General features: G+C 32.6%; 19 protein-coding genes and 1 pseudogene. 18 read left to right on the top strand and 2 right to left on the bottom strand.

Going from position 1 to position 17970, the window contains the following annotated elements:
* Position 1: 1 nt before the first annotated feature.
* The 17 genes and pseudogenes from pseG (at position 2) to IRB79_RS25935 (ending at position 15004) form a co-directional block, all read left to right on the top strand.
* Positions 2-1120 (top strand): UDP-2,4-diacetamido-2,4,6-trideoxy-beta-L-altropyranose hydrolase, encoded by a 1119-nt coding sequence (gene pseG / locus IRB79_RS26010; RefSeq protein ID WP_243506018.1) that lies wholly within the window; start codon positions 2-4, stop codon positions 1118-1120.
* Positions 1080-1640, top strand: a complete 561-nt coding sequence (gene pseH / locus IRB79_RS26005; protein WP_243506017.1) for a UDP-4-amino-4,6-dideoxy-N-acetyl-beta-L-altrosamine N-acetyltransferase — start codon at positions 1080-1082, stop codon at positions 1638-1640. The genes pseG and pseH overlap by 41 nt, the downstream gene beginning before the upstream one ends.
* Positions 1637-2689, top strand: a complete 1053-nt coding sequence (gene pseI / locus IRB79_RS26000) for a pseudaminic acid synthase (protein WP_243506016.1) — start codon at positions 1637-1639, stop codon at positions 2687-2689. The genes pseH and pseI overlap by 4 nt, the downstream gene beginning before the upstream one ends.
* A gap of 21 nt (positions 2690-2710) precedes the next feature.
* A complete protein-coding gene (locus IRB79_RS25995; RefSeq protein ID WP_243506015.1) occupies positions 2711-3142 on the top strand; it encodes a hypothetical protein in 432 nt (143 codons plus the stop codon).
* 1 nt (position 3143) lies between these two features.
* On the top strand, positions 3144-3671 hold the full coding sequence (locus tag IRB79_RS25990; RefSeq protein ID WP_243506014.1) for a lipopolysaccharide biosynthesis protein: 528 nt from the start codon (positions 3144-3146) through the stop codon (positions 3669-3671).
* Between the two features lie 46 nt (positions 3672-3717).
* Positions 3718-3969: a polysaccharide biosynthesis C-terminal domain-containing protein gene (locus IRB79_RS28265; RefSeq protein WP_431833455.1), complete on the top strand. Its 252-nt coding sequence runs from the start codon at positions 3718-3720 to the stop codon at positions 3967-3969.
* 651 nt (positions 3970-4620) lie between these two features.
* Positions 4621-5315 (top strand): annotated as a pseudogene (locus tag IRB79_RS28260) (DUF6418 domain-containing protein).
* A gap of 728 nt (positions 5316-6043) precedes the next feature.
* Positions 6044-6532 carry a hypothetical protein gene (locus tag IRB79_RS25980; protein WP_243506012.1) on the top strand — a complete coding sequence of 163 codons (489 nt, stop codon included), beginning with the start codon at positions 6044-6046 and terminating at the stop codon, positions 6530-6532.
* A 404-nt stretch (positions 6533-6936) separates the two neighbouring features.
* Positions 6937-8037: a glycosyltransferase WbsX family protein gene (locus IRB79_RS25975; RefSeq protein ID WP_243506011.1), complete on the top strand. Its 1101-nt coding sequence runs from the start codon at positions 6937-6939 to the stop codon at positions 8035-8037.
* Between the two features lie 27 nt (positions 8038-8064).
* Positions 8065-8952: a glucose-1-phosphate thymidylyltransferase RfbA gene (gene rfbA, locus IRB79_RS25970; protein WP_243506010.1), complete on the top strand. Its 888-nt coding sequence runs from the start codon at positions 8065-8067 to the stop codon at positions 8950-8952.
* 15 nt (positions 8953-8967) lie between these two features.
* Positions 8968-9531 carry a dTDP-4-dehydrorhamnose 3,5-epimerase gene (gene rfbC / locus IRB79_RS25965; protein WP_243506009.1) on the top strand — a complete coding sequence of 188 codons (564 nt, stop codon included), beginning with the start codon at positions 8968-8970 and terminating at the stop codon, positions 9529-9531.
* The gene (rfbB, locus tag IRB79_RS25960) at positions 9528-10541 is read left to right on the top strand and encodes a dTDP-glucose 4,6-dehydratase (protein ID WP_243506008.1); all 1014 of its coding nucleotides are present in this window, start codon (positions 9528-9530) and stop codon (positions 10539-10541) included. Before rfbC ends, rfbB begins: the two co-directional genes overlap by 4 nt.
* The gene (gene rfbD, locus IRB79_RS25955) at positions 10538-11389 is read left to right on the top strand and encodes a dTDP-4-dehydrorhamnose reductase (protein ID WP_243506007.1); all 852 of its coding nucleotides are present in this window, start codon (positions 10538-10540) and stop codon (positions 11387-11389) included. Before rfbB ends, rfbD begins: the two co-directional genes overlap by 4 nt.
* Positions 11386-12297: a glycosyltransferase family 2 protein gene (locus IRB79_RS25950; protein WP_243506006.1), complete on the top strand. Its 912-nt coding sequence runs from the start codon at positions 11386-11388 to the stop codon at positions 12295-12297. Before rfbD ends, IRB79_RS25950 begins: the two co-directional genes overlap by 4 nt.
* Positions 12298-12370: 73 nt before the next feature.
* The gene (gene galE, locus IRB79_RS25945) at positions 12371-13342 is read left to right on the top strand and encodes a UDP-glucose 4-epimerase GalE (protein WP_243506005.1); all 972 of its coding nucleotides are present in this window, start codon (positions 12371-12373) and stop codon (positions 13340-13342) included.
* Between the two features lie 52 nt (positions 13343-13394).
* A complete protein-coding gene (gene gloA2, locus IRB79_RS25940) occupies positions 13395-13781 on the top strand; it encodes an SMU1112c/YaeR family gloxylase I-like metalloprotein (RefSeq protein WP_243506004.1) in 387 nt (128 codons plus the stop codon).
* A 608-nt stretch (positions 13782-14389) separates the two neighbouring features.
* Positions 14390-15004 (top strand): hypothetical protein, encoded by a 615-nt coding sequence (locus IRB79_RS25935; protein WP_243506003.1) that lies wholly within the window; start codon positions 14390-14392, stop codon positions 15002-15004.
* A gap of 454 nt (positions 15005-15458) precedes the next feature.
* Here IRB79_RS25935 and IRB79_RS25930 read toward each other — a convergent pair whose 3' ends face one another.
* Both IRB79_RS25930 and IRB79_RS25925 read right to left on the bottom strand, forming a co-directional pair.
* Positions 15459-16277: a hypothetical protein gene (locus tag IRB79_RS25930; protein ID WP_243506002.1), complete on the bottom strand. Its 819-nt coding sequence runs from the start codon at positions 16275-16277 to the stop codon at positions 15459-15461.
* Positions 16267-16824 carry a sigma-70 family RNA polymerase sigma factor gene (locus tag IRB79_RS25925; protein WP_243506001.1) on the bottom strand — a complete coding sequence of 186 codons (558 nt, stop codon included), beginning with the start codon at positions 16822-16824 and terminating at the stop codon, positions 16267-16269. The genes IRB79_RS25930 and IRB79_RS25925 overlap by 11 nt, the downstream gene beginning before the upstream one ends.
* 253 nt (positions 16825-17077) lie before the next feature.
* Between IRB79_RS25925 and IRB79_RS25920 the strand changes: the two genes are divergently transcribed.
* A complete protein-coding gene (locus IRB79_RS25920; protein ID WP_243506000.1) occupies positions 17078-17815 on the top strand; it encodes a hypothetical protein in 738 nt (245 codons plus the stop codon).
* The last annotated feature ends 155 nt before the right edge of the window (positions 17816-17970 follow it).

Genomic DNA, 17970 nt, shown 5'->3' with positions numbered 1-17970 from the left:
AATGAATGTCGTAATTAGAACTGATTCCTCTCTTCAGATAGGAACTGGCCATGTAATGCGTTGTGTTACATTGGCAAAACAGCTAGAGAGAGAAGGAGCAAATATTATTTTTGTTTGTCGAGACTTCCCAGGAAACAGTATTCCGTTTCTGATTGATCAGGGCTTTGATGTTTTTACTCTTGCCATATCTGATGAAATTCAAAATCATTGGCAATGGATTAGAGAAAATTGGATTAAGGATGTACAAGAAACAAAGTTAGCATTAAAAAGCATAAACCAAAAAGTAGATTTGCTAATCATTGATCACTATGGGATAGATACAGTATGGGAGAGTGAGTTACGATTAGACGTAAAACATATCATGGTGATAGATGACCTTGCTAATCGACCTCATGACTGTGATATCCTACTTGACCAAAATTATTATCCTAATTTAAATGTCCGTTACAAAGGATTAGTTCCAGATTCGTGTATTCAACTATTAGGGCCTAACTATGTTTTATTACGCGATGAATTTTTATTTATTGATCAAAGTAAAATTAAACGTGATGGGAATATAGAGAATGTTCTTATATTTTTTGGTGGTACTGATCCTACTGAAGAAACATTAAAAACAATTAAAGCAATTCAAGAGCGAGCTTATTCTGCTATTAAGTTTAATGTAGTTGTTGGATTAAACAATCCAAGGAAAGACTTGATAAGTGAATTATGTGAAACAATGGAAAATGTATCATACTTTTGCCAAGTAAAGAATATGGCTGAACTGATGATGAATGCGGACCTAGCAATTGGGGCAGGTGGTACGACATCATGGGAAAGATGTTTCCTTGGATTACCGGCAATTACAATAGTGGTAGCAGATAACCAAAGCGAGTTATCAACTGCTATCGCTGAAAAAGGTGCAGTTTGTTGTTTAGGTGAAAGTAAGGAAGTATCATCTGAAGATATTAATATAAAATTGAATGAACTTTGTAACGATAATTCTAAAATGAATGCGATGATTAAAAGTAGTAGGGAAATCGTAAATCCCAAATATTTAAAAGATAGACTACTTATCAAAAAAATTTTGGAGATACAAAATGATATCAATTTCAAAGGCAGAGCTAAAGGATATTTGTAAAAAGGATTTGGAAAAAATACTTGATTGGCGTAATAAGGAATCGGTTAGAAAAGTGATGTATAATAGCAACATTATTTTATTGGAGGAGCATCTTAATTGGTATGAAGGATTAAAAGATAGCAACACAAGTTTATCTAAGGTATTTTATTATGATAATGTTCCATATGGAATATTAAATATAAATAAAATTGATCGAACCAATAATAAGTGTGAGTGGGGCTTTTATATCGGTGCAAATGATGCTCCAAAGGGTATGGGAACACTTTTGGGATATACATCTTTAAATTATATATTTGGAGAACTGTCAATCAGGAAATTATGTGCTGAAGTTATAAGCTTTAATAATAAAAGTGTAACATTTCATCAAAAGCTTGGTTTTAGTAAAGAAGGGCTGCTTCGCAAACATGTAATTAAAAATGATAGATTTCATGATGTTCATTTATTTGGACTATTCAAAGAAGAGTGGGAGAAAAATTCATTAAATATTAGAAGTTTAATTGAGGGTAGGTATTTTTTATGAAAACAATTAATATAGAAGGTATTAAAATTGGATCGGATAATAAACCATTTATTATTGCAGAAATGTCAGGAAATCATAACCAGTCACTTGATCGTGCTTTAGAAATTGTTGAAGCGGCTGCTAAGTCAGGTGCACATGCACTGAAAATTCAAACTTATACAGCGGATACAATGACTTTAAATATTGAGAATCCAGATTTTAAAATTGACGATGAAAATAGCTTGTGGGATGGTCAAAACTTATATCAATTGTACCAACAAGCTTACACCCCTTGGGAGTGGCATAAACCTATATTTGATCGGGCACGCGATTTAGGTATGATTCCTTTTAGCACCCCATTTGATGAAACAGCTGTAGACTTTCTTGAAGAGCTGGAGGTACCATTATATAAAATTGCTTCTTTTGAGAATACTGATATTCCTTTGATTAAAAAAGTAGCATCAACAGGAAAGCCAATGATTGTCTCTACTGGTATGGCTACCGTAGCAGAGTTGGATGAGTTAGTTCGTGCTGCAGGAGAAGCGGGGTGCAAGGATTTAATACTTCTGAAATGTACAAGTACTTATCCTGCAACACCAGAAAATACGAACATTTCGACGATTCCGCATATGAGAGAGCTATTTAATGTTCAGGTAGGTCTTTCGGATCACACAATGGGAACAGGGGTAGCTGTTGCAAGTGTAGCACTGGGCGCAACAGTAATCGAGAAACATTTTACCCTATCTCGAGCAGATGGGGGTGTCGATTCTGCATTTTCTATGGAACCAGATGAAATGAAGTCACTAGTTATAGAAACAGAACGTGCATGGCAAGCTATAGGAAAAATAACATATGGTCCAACAAAAATGGAAAGAGCTTCTTTGAAATTTAGAAGATCTATATATGTAGCAAAGGACATAAAAGCTGGAGAGAAGTTCACAAAAGAAAATATTAGAATTGTTCGACCTGGCTATGGACTTAAGCCAAAGTATTATGATCAGTTAATTGATACTAAATCTAGTAAAGATATTAAAGCGGGATCGCCACTTTTATTTAAAGAGATATTTTGATTATTAAGTGGAGTTATTAAGATGTCGATATTGAAAAAACTAGCTGAATATAAGATTATAAATAGCTTGTTATCTTTGGGTTCTGCTTCATTGATATCTGCAATCTTTACCTTTTTGGTAGGGGTGGCTACAAGGAATATTCTTGGTCCAGAACAATATGGCTATTATTTGACTATTTCAATAGCATTCACCTTCATTCCAATGATGCAACTTGGTACACTTAATGGTATGAACCGCGAAGTGCCATTTTATTTAGCACGTAAAGAATTTCAAAGGGTAAAAGAAGTAAGAAACTTAACATTCTCCTTTTTATTTACACTGCCATTACTCTTTGTTTTATTTTTAGTAATATTTAGCGTAACTTTATTTTCTTTAAATTTAGATATTGAATATAAGACAGGTATTTCTTTAACTGCATTGATTTCGATACTTCTTTTTATCTGGTTATGTTGAGATGTACTACAAATCTGTACAAAATTTTCATATTGTGTCTAAGCTAATTTTTATAAAGAGTACCTCACAGTCTGTTCTAACTCTATTATTGGTTATTTTAGTAGGTTATGAAGGGTTATATATTGGAATATTATTATCATTAATAATTGAAGTCTATTTTGGACGTCATTCTTTCAAAAACATTCAACTAATTTTCAATATTAAGAAATTCATCCACCTTATTAAAATTGGATTTCCTATTTTATTGGTAGGGGTTGTTTGGAGTTTAATGATTGCAAGTGATAGGCTTATCATTTCATTGTTAATGAGTCCTGAGGACGTAGGAAACTATGGTGTGGGTATGCTGATTTTTAGCACTATGATGCTGATACCACAAGTTGTGGGGCAAGTTCTATATCCCAAAATTGTTGAGAATGTAAGTCTGAATAAATATAAAGAAATAAAAAAATATTATTTGCAAGTTAATAAAATTTTAGCGATATTTATGGGACTTGTTGTTTTTATAGGTACTTTTCATTACCGTTTTTAGTGAAGTGGTTAATGCCAGATTATATAAATGGTATTAAAGTGCACAAATTTTAATCCTAGGAATATACCCAGTAACATTAGTTGGCTTCTCTGCAAATTATTTCAATTCAACTAATAAACAAAAATCTTATATCACTATACAAATGATAGCATTAATAATAAATATATTTCTGAGCATCATCCTCCTAAAAATAAACTATAATATTATTTCGATAGCAATTGGGACTAGTATATCCTATCTTATATACTCCATCTTAATGAATATTTACTTTTGGATATCTATTAAGTATAAAAATTAATAAAGAGATTAAATTTTAGGAGTTTTTATCTTGGTTAATACTCTAAATATAATTGCCATATTATTTTATATGGTATTTAGTTATTTGATTTTTAAAAACAACCGATATTGGCCATTTTATTTCTTTTTATATGGCTCAATTTTGGACGATCCTTTCTTCTTATTATATAGAACAAGGAATTTATATCACTGAACAAGAGAGAGTTTCATTTGAAACAGGTGCTACTTATAGATTAGTACTTCAAAATATTATATTTTTAGTTCAAGTCTTATAGTATTAAAATTCTTACCTAGTGGTAACTCAAAGTTTCCTATTCAAAACCTATCCATAAAAAGAAATAGTTATTAGGTGCTAATTACTTTTATATTTACTGCACGGTAATAAATTTAATTGATGCTTTCTATGTGTTTCAAAAATATGGAAATGGTTATACCAGATTTAATTTTAGTGAATACTCAGTGTTATATAACATTCCTATTTTAGGTAAGGTATTTAGTAATGTTGCTTTTATGGCTTTCTTGTTAGGGTAGTGTTTACACTATGCAAGAATAATAAACGTATAAAAATTATTATTCTTGTAAATCTTTTATTATTTTTGTAGGAGCCATATTACAAGGCAATAAATTTTCAGCGTTGTATATTATTTTATTAATGTTTTTAATTCCTTTCTTCTCTGTAGTAAAGATAAGGATTAGGAAGAAAACTTTAAAATACTTATTTACTTCTACATTATTAATATTAGTTTTTATATTACTAACAATCAATCTAAAAGTAGATGAATACTCAGAATATATGTCGGAAAATGAAGCATTTGATTTTGTTTTATATAGGGTTTTTGGTCTTCAAGGTCATGTCTGGTGGGGAACTGACTATTTAGCAGGATTACAAAATAATATGGAAAAGGCCCAAAATATAAAAAATGAAATTGAGGTAATCACACTTAAAGATAATGGTAAATACACAAGTGGATTAGAATCCTTAATGATTTTGGTGTCCCCTAATAAAGCTTATACCTTTATAGAAAGTGGGATAAATTTTACGATGGGATATCCTGCCATTTTAAATATAATGTTTAATCCAATTTCACTTTTCATGGTATTGGTAGCTAGTGGTGTATTTTTGGTATTTTTATTAATTTGTTTTACAGAGCTATCCATTCACTTAATTTAATTTATATAAGTATTTTTGGATATATATATCTTAATGGTGTTATCCAGTTATTTACCATGGGTAGGATATCTAGTTTTTTTAATTTAAACATCTATGTTATATTTCTATTTTTGATTTACTTATTTTTATTACAGAAGTTACAGAAGAGAAAATATTACTTCAAAACTGATTATTAGCTTCCAGTGAGATATTTTCCAGAACAGTTCTTCTGAGCTATAGTGGCCCTAGTCGGTCCAGGCGGAAGCGGTAAAACCACCCTGTTTGGATTACTTGATGCTTTTATAACGGCTCCTCTAAAATTTCTATGATCCGTTCTGTTGCACCTTTCGCTTTTTTGCAGCTAAGTAAAAAAACATCGCAAATGAAGTGATTGGCATTATTATCTGTAATAAATAAAGCAAAAAGGCAATATGTTTTTCATCAAGTGGTCAACTATAAATAAATACAAAGAGGGAGCATTAATGAATAAGAAGATACCACATAGTTTAGCATTCCCTTTTTTTTCAAAAAATTTCTCGGAGAATATTGATAGATTAATTTTGCTAAACAGCAAGATAAATTTAAAGAGAAAGCCAAAACTTTTTGTTTTTAAATACAAAAACAAAAGAGAAAAGAGTTAGTTTTACAAATAACTTAGGTCAAACTGACATTTTGTTTTCTTTTATCCCTTTAGAAATGATTACTCCTTTTTTGAAAATATTGCTAAGGCCCTCTCAGTTAATAATTCAGTAAAAGTGGTATTGCCTAAAAGGATAAAAAAATTGAGGAATCATGGATTCATTCTCACCCAAATCTTAAGTTAATATATGCAGATCAATTTGAAGAATATTCAATTAGCGAATTAAAATGTATATATAAGGAAAATGTTAAGTTTATCAAAAATTACTTTTATGATTGTAGAAAAATGATATTGAAAAAGTATTCTCTTGAATTATTTTACAAGAAATATTTAACAGATTTTAGTAATGCATATAATATTTTAAAGTGTACTAAACCTAAAGTAATATATGGTCTTCATTTTATTTCAAACCCAGGTCTATTGTCGGCAATCCAGGAAATACAAAAAAATGAAAAATTATCAATAGAAGTCTTACTAATGCAACATGGTTTTTTTCAACAAGGTGGGTTTCATGACTTTGCTGGTGCAGATTATGTAATTCTATGGGGTAATTATCATGAGGAAATATTAAAGACTTTTAAAAATCCACCAAAAACTGAAGTTATTGGAAACGTAAAATTGAGTAATTTGAAAATTAACCAAGAAACGATTATTAAATCCCACAAGGAGGATATGGTCTACATTTCTTCTGGTGATCCAAGAATAGAAGAAAATTATGAACATCTAAGATCAATAATAGAGGTAACAAATAAAAAGATATTAACTTATTTATAAAAATGCATCCCTTAAATAAATTGAAACAATTTAAGAGATTCTTTGACAATGGGCTTTTAAACAAAGAACAATTTATTTCTTATAAGGACTTAAATGCATACGAAATTATCAAATCCTTCAAATTTGTAATAGGAAAGACTCAACACTATTATATGAGGTCACGCACTAGGTTCTTTTAGTATAAATTTTAATGAAGGTGTTACAAAAAGAAAAATCGGATATTGTTAATTCCCAAAAAATCTTGAGGAGTTATTAGATTCTGCAAATGGATCTTTGGATTTTTATTACAATTATATTACTGAACAAAAGAAAAATGTGAATTATTATTTTGGTCAATTAAATAATGTAAATGATCGATTAGCTAAATTTATCCAGAAAAAATAGAAAAAGGTGAAAACAAAAATATGACTAAAGTATTAGCGTTTTTTTTACCACAATTTCATCAAATTCCTGAAAATGATAAATGGTGGGGAGAAGGTTTTACAGAATGGACAAATGTAAAAAAAAGCGTACCTCTTTTCCAAAATCATCAACAACCTAGAATTCCTGAAAAGGAGAATTACTATAACCTTTTAGATAAAGATATACAAGAATGGCAATCAGAAATTGCTTTAAAGAATGGAGTGGGGGGCTTTTGCTATTATCACTATTGGTTCAATGGTAAAAAGTTGCTTGAGAAACCAGCAGAACAAATGCTTGATAATAAAAAAATTACTATTCCTTTTTGCTTTTCCTGGGCAAACGAACCTTGGACACGTGCTTGGGATGGAAAAGACAAAGAAATTCTTATGCCTCAAGAGTATGGTGAAGAAGAAGATTGGGAACAGCACTTTGAATATTTACTTCCCTTCTTTAAAGATGAAAGATATATAAAGCAAGGAAATAAACCCTTATTTCTAATTTATCGCTTATCAAGTATAAAGAACCATGAAGGAATGTTAAAATACTGGAATTATCGGGCGAAACAAGAGGGGTTTGAGGGGCTACATATTATATCTATGCTAACATCTTTTGATAATAAAGATGCAAATAGTGAAAATATTTCAGGTTTTGTAGAATTTGAACCAATGTATACAATAAAACATTACTTGCCACTGCACACACAAGGGGTCCGTTTTGCTAAGAAAAAAATACTAAGTAAATTTAATGAGAAAAATTCATTAGATATTCTGGAATATAAAACAGTCTGGGATAGAATTTTAGAAAGACAGAATCATGATCTGAACGGAAAGAAAATCTATAAAGGTGCATTTGTTGGGTGGGATAATTCACCGAGAAAAGGAACTAAAGCACTTATTATTAATGATAGTAATCCCATGGATTTTCAGAAATACTTTGGTGCTCAGTTGCAAAAAGCTCTAAATAATAATGAGGAATTCTTATTTATTAATGCCTGGAACGAATGGGCAGAAGGTACTTATTTAGAGCCGGATAAAAAGTTTGGAAATGCATATCTACAAGTAATAAAAAACGAGTTAATAAAAAATGGATTATTTTTCAATTAATTATTTTCAAAAGGGGTAGGTTTAATTATGAAAGGAATTGTACTTGCAGGGGGAAGCGGTACTCGGCTGTATCCTTTAACTAAATCAATATCAAAGCAGTTATTGCCAGTGTATGATAAGCCCATGATATACTATCCACTTTCTGTTTTAATGCTAGCAGGAATAAAAGATATTTTAATCATTTCAACTCCTGAAGATACTCCTCGCTTTAAAGAGTTATTGGGAGATGGATCTAATATAGGTATCTCATTATCCTATGCAGTACAATCCTCTCCAGATGGTTTAGCACAAGCATTTATAATTGGGGAGGAATTTATTGGAGATGACCAAGTTGCTTTAATATTGGGAGATAATCTTTATTACGGTCATGGTTTAACATCTCTCTTAAAGAACGCCGTGAATCGGAAAAGTGGAGCTACAGTATTTGGTTATTATGTTAATGATCCACATAGATTTGGCGTAGTAGATTTTGATGATAATGGAAAGGTTCGATCTATTGAAGAAAAACCCGTAGAGCCGAAATCGAATTATGCTGTCACTGGACTATATTTCTATGATAATCGAGTAGTTGATATAGCTAAAAATATTACTCCTTCTGCAAGGGGGGAGTTGGAGATTACAGATGTAAATAAAGCTTATTTAGAATTAGAAGAATTGCACGTTGAGATATTGGGGCGTGGATTTTCTTGGTTTGATTCAGGAACCCATGAATCTTTGTTAGAAGCTTCGCAATTTATCGAAACAATTGAGAAGAGACAAAGTTTAAAAATTGCTTGTCTAGAAGAGATTGCTTATATAAAAGGTTACATTGATAAAGAGCAGCTGCTTGCACTTGCCCAACCCTTAAGTAAGAATCAATATGGAGATTATTTACTTCAACTGGCAAATCGAAAACAGCCAATTTACCAGTTATAACTTAGGAGGTTAACAATGAAAAAAATAAAGACAAATTTACCTGGGGTGTTTCTCCTAGAACCTGTTGTATTTGGAGACCACCGCGGTTTTTTTATGGAAAGTTATAATAGTTCAGTTTTTAAAGAGCTTGGTATTACAAGTGAATTTATACAGGATAACCATTCTTTATCTCAACCCTCAGGAACATTGCGTGGACTCCATTATCAGTTGGAACCAAAAGCTCAAACAAAGCTAGTTCGTGTTACTAGAGGAGCAATTTATGATGTAATCCTAGATATTCGGAAGGGGTCGCCAACCTATGGGAAATGGCAAGGTTTTATTTTGACTTCTGAAAATAAACGACAATTGTTAGTTCCTAAGGGATTTGCACATGGTTTTTGTACTCTTGTTGAAAATACAGAAGTGCAGTATAAAGTGGATGAACTATATTCTGCTGCACATGACAGAGGAATAGCGTGGAATGATCCATTTCTTTCAATTGACTGGCCAACCGCTAACCCGATTTTATCAGAAAAGGATCAAAACCATCCAATTCTTACGGAATCAGATAATAACTTTGAATGGGAGAATAAAAAATGAATTTATTTGTAACAGGTGGAGCCGGTTTTATTGGGAGTAATTTCGTTCATTATATTTTAGGAACATACAGTGATTATAAAGTAGTAAACTATGACTTGTTAACATATGCTGGTAACCTAGAAAATTTAAAATCACTTGAAAGTAATCCAAATCATCTATTTGTAAAAGGTGATATAAATAATCGTGAACTAGTGGATTACCTGGTGAAAAAATATGATATTGATGTAATGGTAAACTTTGCAGCAGAGTCCCATGTGGATCGAAGTATTACAGACCCTGATATTTTCATTAAAAGTAACATATTAGGCACACAAACCTTATTGGATGTGGCTAAAGAAAATCAATTAAAAAAATATGTTCAAGTTTCGACTGATGAGGTTTATGGAACACTCGGATCGGAAGGGTATTTTACTGAAGAAACCCCACTTACTCCTAATAGCCCATATTCTGCAAGTAAAGCAGGAGGAGACTTAATTGTCAGATCTTACTTTGAAACGTACGGAATGAACATAAATATAACACGTTGCTCGAATAATTACGGCCCTTATCACTTTCCTGAAAAGCTGATTCCTCTTATGGTGACCAATGCTTTAGAGGGTAAGGAATTGCCGATATATGGTGATGGAAAAAATATCCGTGACTGGCTTCATGTACATGATCACTGTGCTGCAATTGATCTTGTAATTCATAAAGGGACACCAGGGGAGGTATACAATGTCGGAGGCCATAATGAGCGGAACAATAATGATATTGTTGAATTAATTGTAGAAAAACTTGGAGTTTCTAAAGGCTTAATTAAATATGTAGAGGACCGCCTTGGTCATGATCAGCGTTATGCAATAGATCCTACAAAAATTATGAATGAACTCGGATGGAGACCAATATATACATTTGATACAGGCATTATAGAAACCATCCAATGGTATATAGACAATCAAAGCTGGTGGAGAAATATTAAGTCAGGTTCATATTTGGAGTATTACGCTAAACAATACGGTGATAAAGAATGAAGATTATTGTAACTGGTGCTAAGGGGCAACTTGGGACAGATGTAGTGTTAAAATTACAAGAAAAAGGTTATACCGTATACGGATATGGGAGACAAGATTTAGATATCACCAATGAAGATCAGCTTAAAAATATATTTCAATCAATAATGCCAGATGTAGTGATCCATACAGCTGCTCATACGAAAGTTGACTTAGCTGAATCAGAGCCCGATCAGGCCTATTTAATTAATTCGATTGGTACAAGAAACGTTGCTGTTGCAGCTGAAAAGGTTGGAGCAAAATTAGTTTATATAAGTACGGACTATGTATTTGATGGTTCTGCAAAAGAACCCCTTCATGAATTCCAATCAACAAACCCTATAGGCATTTATGGAAAATCAAAACTTGCTGGTGAGCATTTTGTACATGATTTTCATTCCAAATTTTTTATTGTTCGTACCTCTTGGGTATACGGAAAGCATGGAAATAATTTTGTGAATACTATGTTACAACTTGGAAAGGAAATGAAAGAAATTTCTGTTGTAGCTGATCAGGTTGGTTGTCCAACTTATACGGTTGATTTAGCTGATCGTATTATTGATTTAATTCAGACTGAAAGATATGGTGTTTATCATATTTCAAATGCTGGAAGTTGTTCTTGGTATGAATTTGCAGTAGAAATTTTCGAGAAAGCTAAACTAGATGCCAAGGTAATACCTTGTACAACGAAAGATTTTCCACGACCTGCTCCTCGTCCAGCTTATTCGGTTTTACAGCATATGAGTTTGAAATTAAACGGATTTAATGAAATGCCGGACTGGCGAAAATCACTTAATATATTTTTAAATAGATTGGATAATGCAAAATGAAAACTATTTCGATTATCATTCCTACTTTAAATGGGGAGCAAGAACTTAGCAGCTTGCTCCCTTTAATTCCGAAAAGAGAGGATATTGAACTAATAGTGATTGATTCATCTTCAGATGATAAAACTAGAGAGATTGCACTTACTTATGGGGCCAAAGTAGTTAAGATTAATAGAAAAGAATTCAATCATGGTGGTACAAGAAATTTAGCGTTAAAAGAAGCTGAAGGAAGTTATCTTGTATATTTGACGCAGGATGTTCTTTTGTATGATGAAAGCAGTATTGATAACCTAGTAAAAGCTTTTGAAAATGAAAAAGTTGCTATTACTTATGGACGGCAACTTCCCCATAGTAATGCTAAAGTGTTTGGCTCGTTTGCAAGATTATTTAATTATCCAGATAAATCTAGCATTAAATCCTTGGGAGATAAAGAATTATTAGGCCTAAAAACAGTTTTCTCATCTAACTCATTCGCAGCTTACCGAAAAGAATTCCTAACACGGGTTGGTGGCTTTCCAGACAATGTGATTTTAGGAGAGGATATGTTTGTTGCTTCCAAAGCAATCTTAGAAGGTTATTCGATAGCATACGTTTCGGAGGCGAAAGTTTTTCACTCTCATAACTATTCAATTCTTGAAGAATTTCAAAGAAATTTTGATATCGGAGTTTTTCACAGTAAGGAAAGTTGGATATTGAATAAGTTCTCTCAACCAGAAGGCGAAGGGTTTAAATTTGTAAAGTCAGAATGGCAGTTCTTGATTCAACAAGGTTTGGTTCATCTAATTCCATTATCAATTGTAAGGAATGCTGCCAAGTTTATTGGATATAAGCTGGGTAAAAAACATAAGAATATAAATGCCTTTTGGGTAAAGAAAATTAGTATGTATAAGTCTTACTGGAATTACAATTAATAAATACTTGGTATATTACAAAAAAATTGTTTTTTTAAGAGAACGATAATGGAAAAATAAAGGAGGCTCTTCAATGATTTTAGTAATTGGAGGAGCTGGCTATATAGGGAGCCACCTTGTAAAAGAGTTAATAAAAAAAGAATCGGTTGTGGTTTTGGATAACTTATCTACTGGCCACCAAAAGGCAATTGATCCAGAGGCTATTTTCGTTGAAGGTGATTTGAGAAATGAAGATTTATTAAATATTATCTTTTCAAAGTATCCTATCAAGGGTGTTATGCATTTTGCAGCAAACAGTTTAGTTGGGGAGTCAGTTGTAGATCCATTGAAATATTATGAGAATAATGTTAGTGCTACATTAACTCTATTAAAGGTTATGCTAAAGCACAGTGTGGAGAACTTTATCTTTTCTTCGACAGCTGCTACTTATGGAATCCCTAATGTAGACGTGATTAGGGAATCGACAGTTACTAATCCAATTAACCCTTATGGCAGATCAAAATTAATGATTGAACAAATTCTTGCAGATTACGCTAAGGCTTATGATATCAATTATGTGGTGTTGCGTTACTTCAATGCAGCAGGTGCATTTGAGACAGCTGAAATTGGTGAAAGTCATAATCCTGAAACACATTTAATTCCTATTATCCTTCAGCATTTAGCTGGGTATAGGGAGAAAGTGTCTGTCTTTGGTTCAGATTATGAAACTCCAGATGGAACGTGTATCCGGGACTATATCCATGTAACTGATCTTGCTAACGCTCATATATTAGCTTTAGAATCTCTCTTAGAACGTAGAAATAAAACTGCAACCTATAATTTAGGGAACGGATTAGGGTATTCAGTTAAGGAAGTTATTGAGACTTGTGAAAAGGTAACAGGAATACAGGCAAAAGTTGAAATTGGGGATCGACGTGAAGGCGACCCAGCCAGACTTATAGCTTCTTCCAAAAAAATTCATGAAGAATTAGGCTGGAAGGCAGAGAGGGATTTAACGGAAATTATCCAAAGTGCATGGAACTGGCATAAAAATCAAATGTACTAAAAACTAAGAGCCTCCCGTACAGGGAGGCTATATTTGCGTTGGGAGAACTCATATGAAACTTAATCGTGTTCATCATGTTGCTATCATTTGTTCTGATTATGAAAAATCCAAGACCTTTTATATGAGTATCCTTGGGTTAAAAATGTTAAGGGAAGTCTATCGAGAAGAGCGCCAATCATACAAACTGGACTTGGAAGTGAGCGGGCTTTACCAGATCGAGCTATTCTCGTTTCCAAACCCTCCTGAACGTCCAAGCTTTCCTGAAGCAGCGGGACTTCGGCACTTAGCCTTTGAGGTAGATAATATTGAGGAATGGAAAGAGTACCTTATTTCAAATAGTATTGATGTTGAATCAGTGCGAATAGATCCATACACAGATAAGAAATTCATGTTCTTTTCGGATCCAGATGGTTTGCCTATTGAGCTTTACGAGTTATAAAAAACAATTCTACATTAATAAAGAAGAAGAGTTGTAATATTAATTTTCTTCTTCTTTATTACCTGCTTTTCTCTCCTTCTTTAGATATCATTAACCACTTTCACCTACACAAATCATCGAGTTTAGGCAGCACGATTTTTTTCTTAGAGCCCAGTGTCGAACTTTCTTCAAATTGGAAGTAATTAATTTCACTTTATACGACACCCTTTGCATGTAGTGTAATGTATCCTATAAATAATTGTTGGAACACTTTAAGAGAATCCTAATAAGGGGTGTGCTATGTATAAAGAAGAAAACTTTGTTCATGGTTTGCTTTGGGGTACTTGTATAGGGGGAATATGTTGGATTTCATTATTTGGTTGGATTAAGTTATTAATATTACAGTTTCATATATTGTGAGTGTGCGGGGCAGAATAATTCTGTCCTGTTTATTTTTATTCAAATGGAGATTAGTGTTAATATCTTGGTTTTGAAAAAAAGATTATTGACAGAGTAAATTTATCAAGAAGATTTTGTAACACAAATGAAATAAAATTGGTAAATATTGAAACTCATTTCATCTTTAAACGTCTAACTAATATAGATCCACTGGGAGAGGTGTGGAGGAGATGAAAGGGAAAATTCCGTTAATAATCCTTACTGCGGTGTCCTTATCTGCAATGGGTGCATTTTATTATGGAGGTGCACCTAAAGAAACGAATGCAAATGAGAAAGAGCTGGTATCAAATGAAATTCCACAATCACAGAAGTACGCTGAGTATAAAGATGGTAACACAGAAAAACTTATGGAATCCAAAGAAATTTCCCCTACAAACAAGATACTAACAAAAGGAAGTGAAGCAACAGAAAAATTGGAGGAGACTGGAGAAGTTGTTCAATCGATTGAAAACAAAGAAAGAATAACTGAAAAAAACAAAGATGCCAATAATGAAACCCAGGAAAATGAAGAGGAACAGGTGACAACAATTAAATATGGCGATCTCGTTTATGTGGAAATCATTGATGTTAGTGAGAATAATAGATTAAAACATATTATGAATGTTGCAGCCAAATATGGTTCAAAGCTATACGTTGTGCAGGACACTGATCTTTATGCAATGTTTAAAAATGGGGAAATGATCTATACCAGCAGTACAGTACTGGCTATGCCTCTGCTTCTTCTGGCTATTCGGAATTGCTTAAAGAAGTGTTTACAGGAGAGGGGTTCGTATATGAAGGCATGACTGAAAATATAGATTTTGTAAAAAAAAACAGGGGCAAAGGTTAGTGTTGAATTTACGCGACACAAAGCGTATACAATTGATCAAAAAGAGGATGGATGGATTACGGTTAGCTGGTAAAATAATAAACAAAAGTCTTTATATTTTGATATAGCAAGTTTTCTATTAAACTGCAACTAACATTTAATCAAACGTTTGATTAAATTAAAAGAGTGATTTAACTCATTGTATATAGATATAAAGAGGCCGGTTAGAAAAAAACTTATTTCTTCCATAATAGCCCATTTAGACTCTTCATTGAATGACTCTAAGTGGGCTATTGCAAAATTAGAATCGTTAAGGGTGAGAAGAACACCATTTATGTTTATCTTAATCAGGAATTAGTAAAAAGCATCATGAAAGATGGGAAACACTATATTCATCAAGAATCATTTTATATATTTCATTCTCCAACCTTTTATTTTAATTCAAAGGTAATTTCTTGTGGTTCTGCAATTGTGTTATTCTCTTTATCGGTAACTTTGCTAGTTATTATTTTTACCGTTTTTACTTTCAGTGGTTCCGGTTCCACTATAAAACCAATTCTTGATTCATCCCTTTCTTTACTGTCAAATTCCCCCCCATTATTTTTATCCCTAAACTCGATATTAGCGGCTATTTTTTTTTCACCCGTGTTTAATATGACCTTATCGATAGGGGGGTAGAATCTAAGGCTATCTTCAGAGGTGTTCTCCACTGAGTAATCAATGAGCATGTAGTTATAATTTTTACTGCCGAACCCTTCGGACTGGGATGAGCCGTATGGATATTCTTCAGTAACTTTCATATTTATTAACTTTATATTGTTAATAGTAAGAGATATTGGATTTAGATCGATTGTTTTGTTTGCTTCTTTTAAAACAAGGAGTTCGCTTATCATCCCGTTATATTCGATTATTTGACCAACAGTCTTAAGGGTAGTCTTATCGTCCTTATCACTTTTTTCATCCAATGTGTCTAAAGGTTCCTGTATATTTTCCTTTGGCTCAGTAGCTCTGTTGGTTTCAAATAAATTAATCTGTTTTCCAGCAAAATATGTGATTCCCAGAAATAGTACAGAAACAACCGAAAAGCTGAGCAAAGCATTAAACTTATTTATTAGCGGAATGACTTTCTTTTGAGATTTAGATTTATTAATTGTGGATAAGACTTTTTGATACTGTTTATTGTCAAAGTACACATCTTTTAAAACGCTTTTTTCCATTTTTTCTTTTAAATTTTCCAATTCATTCTGCATGAAATGACCACGCTCCCAGTGATTCTTTTAACTTAAGGCGTCCCCGATGCAATCTGGTTTTCACTGTATTAGGATTAATCTGTAACAAATCCGCTATTTCCTCAATTGAAAAATCCTGATAATAAAATAAAATAATGACCTCTCTTAATTTCACTGGCAGTGTAATGACTTGCTGAGAAATTGTTTCATTTTCGTCCGAGTTAAAATATTGTTGTTCAAGAGTAGAATGAGATTGTTTAAATTTAAAAAAGTCAGTAATAAGTACATTTTTAAAGGACCAGCTTTTCAAAACATCTTTGCATCTGTTTACTGTAATTCTAATCAGCCACGTTTTATATGATGATTGATGTTTAAATGTATCCATTTTCTCGTAGCACTTTATAAACACATCTTGTGCCACATCTTCTGCCAAATGTTTTTGTTTAAGGTATGTATAAGCAATTCTTATAACATCATTTCCATAGGCTTTCATTAACCACTTAAGTTTTTCTTCACGATCTAAAATATCTAGAGGTTCTGCTTTTGAGTCATCTGCCAAATTAATCATTTTTCTCCTCACAATTCTTGTTTCTTGGTAATTAGACGATTCGTATTTTTGTAAGGTTCTATTTTTGGAATTTTTTTAAAGCCTTTTAGCTAGCCGCAAGGTTTGGCAGCTGCGCTTGAATATAACACCCTATCGTTGAAGAAAATCACAACAGTTTTCCATGAGGTTCTCATCTGGAATTTTTTATATATTTCACTAGATGAAATTGGTAAAATGAGAACTAAAGGCATCTTGTTTCACGGAAGGAAAGCACATGAAGAACTTTAGAAAAGTAACACTGGCTATTACATTATTATTGGGAATCTTTTTATTTGTGGTATCTATTCCGGTTACCAGTGAGATGGTCATGGAAAAGTTTTATGATTTTGAAATGGAAAAAAAATATAGAATAACAGAGCTAAACGAGATGTATAAAGGGGCTCCAACCGAGTATGAGTTTGGGGGTTCAAAGATCGACATTTACAGAATACTGGAAGAAAACGAGTCATACAAGAATCCATGGGGCGATTTGGTTACCCCGGCAGATATTTATGTAACCGTCGATAGCTTAACACAGGAAGTCCTAAAAGGCTACCCTGTGAAAGTCGGACAGGAAGGCTTAAATCAATATACTCATTATATTTCTTATTGGAGAGTATTGGATAAAAAAACAGATCAGGAATCCTTAGTCGTTGTTCTCCGGATGAACGGGGCAAAAGAAAGAATGATTGGCAATACAATGGAAGGTTTTGTCCCAATCGAGGAGCTCAAGTATATGGCTATTACCATAGAGGAAGATGGAACATTAACGAAAGAACCATTTACATACAAAAATAAAAACAAACTACAGACAAAGCTGATCCCGCCGATGCACTTTGGAGGGGCAGGGTATTATACAGATGACCGGAATGGCTATCCTGTTTTCTATTTTCCTCTTTTATATCCCTTTTTGACAACCATTTTGGGAATTATACTCATCTGCTTATCAATAAGAAGGCTAAGGAAATCATAATAATTTTCCATACAAAACTGGCTTAGGTAGAACTGAGCCGGTTTTGTATATTTTTTGTGAGGATCTTCTCTCTTTGTACATAAAAATTATATTCCAAATTTTAGTGTAACTTTCTGCTCGATCTAGTAAAATATCATTAGGTAAAATATCACATT

This window comes from Cytobacillus oceanisediminis (assembly GCF_022811925.1).
In the GTDB taxonomy this organism is placed as follows: Bacteria; Bacillota; Bacilli; order Bacillales; family Cytobacillaceae; genus Cytobacillus; species Cytobacillus oceanisediminis_D.
This window is presented reverse-complemented; position numbering and strand designations above follow the sequence as displayed.

Excerpts from the sequence above, each read along its gene's own strand:
- pseI (WP_243506016.1), top strand. The coding sequence starts at position 1,637 with ATGAAAACAATTAATATAGAAGGTATTAAAATTGGATCGGATAATAAA.
- IRB79_RS25975 (WP_243506011.1), top strand. The coding sequence starts at position 6,937 with ATGACTAAAGTATTAGCGTTTTTTTTACCACAATTTCATCAAATTCCT.
- IRB79_RS25995 (WP_243506015.1), top strand. The coding sequence starts at position 2,711 with ATGTCGATATTGAAAAAACTAGCTGAATATAAGATTATAAATAGCTTG.
- IRB79_RS25920 (WP_243506000.1), top strand. The coding sequence starts at position 17,078 with ATGAAGAACTTTAGAAAAGTAACACTGGCTATTACATTATTATTGGGA.
- rfbB (WP_243506008.1), top strand. The coding sequence starts at position 9,528 with ATGAATTTATTTGTAACAGGTGGAGCCGGTTTTATTGGGAGTAATTTC.
- gloA2 (WP_243506004.1), top strand. The coding sequence starts at position 13,395 with ATGAAACTTAATCGTGTTCATCATGTTGCTATCATTTGTTCTGATTAT.
- IRB79_RS25990 (WP_243506014.1), top strand. The coding sequence starts at position 3,144 with ATGTACTACAAATCTGTACAAAATTTTCATATTGTGTCTAAGCTAATT.
- pseG (WP_243506018.1), top strand. The coding sequence starts at position 2 with ATGAATGTCGTAATTAGAACTGATTCCTCTCTTCAGATAGGAACTGGC.
- IRB79_RS25930 (WP_243506002.1), bottom strand. The coding sequence starts at position 16,277 with ATGCAGAATGAATTGGAAAATTTAAAAGAAAAAATGGAAAAAAGCGTT.
- rfbA (WP_243506010.1), top strand. The coding sequence starts at position 8,065 with ATGAAAGGAATTGTACTTGCAGGGGGAAGCGGTACTCGGCTGTATCCT.
- rfbD (WP_243506007.1), top strand. The coding sequence starts at position 10,538 with ATGAAGATTATTGTAACTGGTGCTAAGGGGCAACTTGGGACAGATGTA.
- IRB79_RS25950 (WP_243506006.1), top strand. The coding sequence starts at position 11,386 with ATGAAAACTATTTCGATTATCATTCCTACTTTAAATGGGGAGCAAGAA.
- galE (WP_243506005.1), top strand. The coding sequence starts at position 12,371 with ATGATTTTAGTAATTGGAGGAGCTGGCTATATAGGGAGCCACCTTGTA.
- rfbC (WP_243506009.1), top strand. The coding sequence starts at position 8,968 with ATGAAAAAAATAAAGACAAATTTACCTGGGGTGTTTCTCCTAGAACCT.
- IRB79_RS25980 (WP_243506012.1), top strand. The coding sequence starts at position 6,044 with ATGATATTGAAAAAGTATTCTCTTGAATTATTTTACAAGAAATATTTA.
- IRB79_RS25935 (WP_243506003.1), top strand. The coding sequence starts at position 14,390 with ATGAAAGGGAAAATTCCGTTAATAATCCTTACTGCGGTGTCCTTATCT.
- pseH (WP_243506017.1), top strand. The coding sequence starts at position 1,080 with ATGATATCAATTTCAAAGGCAGAGCTAAAGGATATTTGTAAAAAGGAT.
- IRB79_RS25925 (WP_243506001.1), bottom strand. The coding sequence starts at position 16,824 with ATGATTAATTTGGCAGATGACTCAAAAGCAGAACCTCTAGATATTTTA.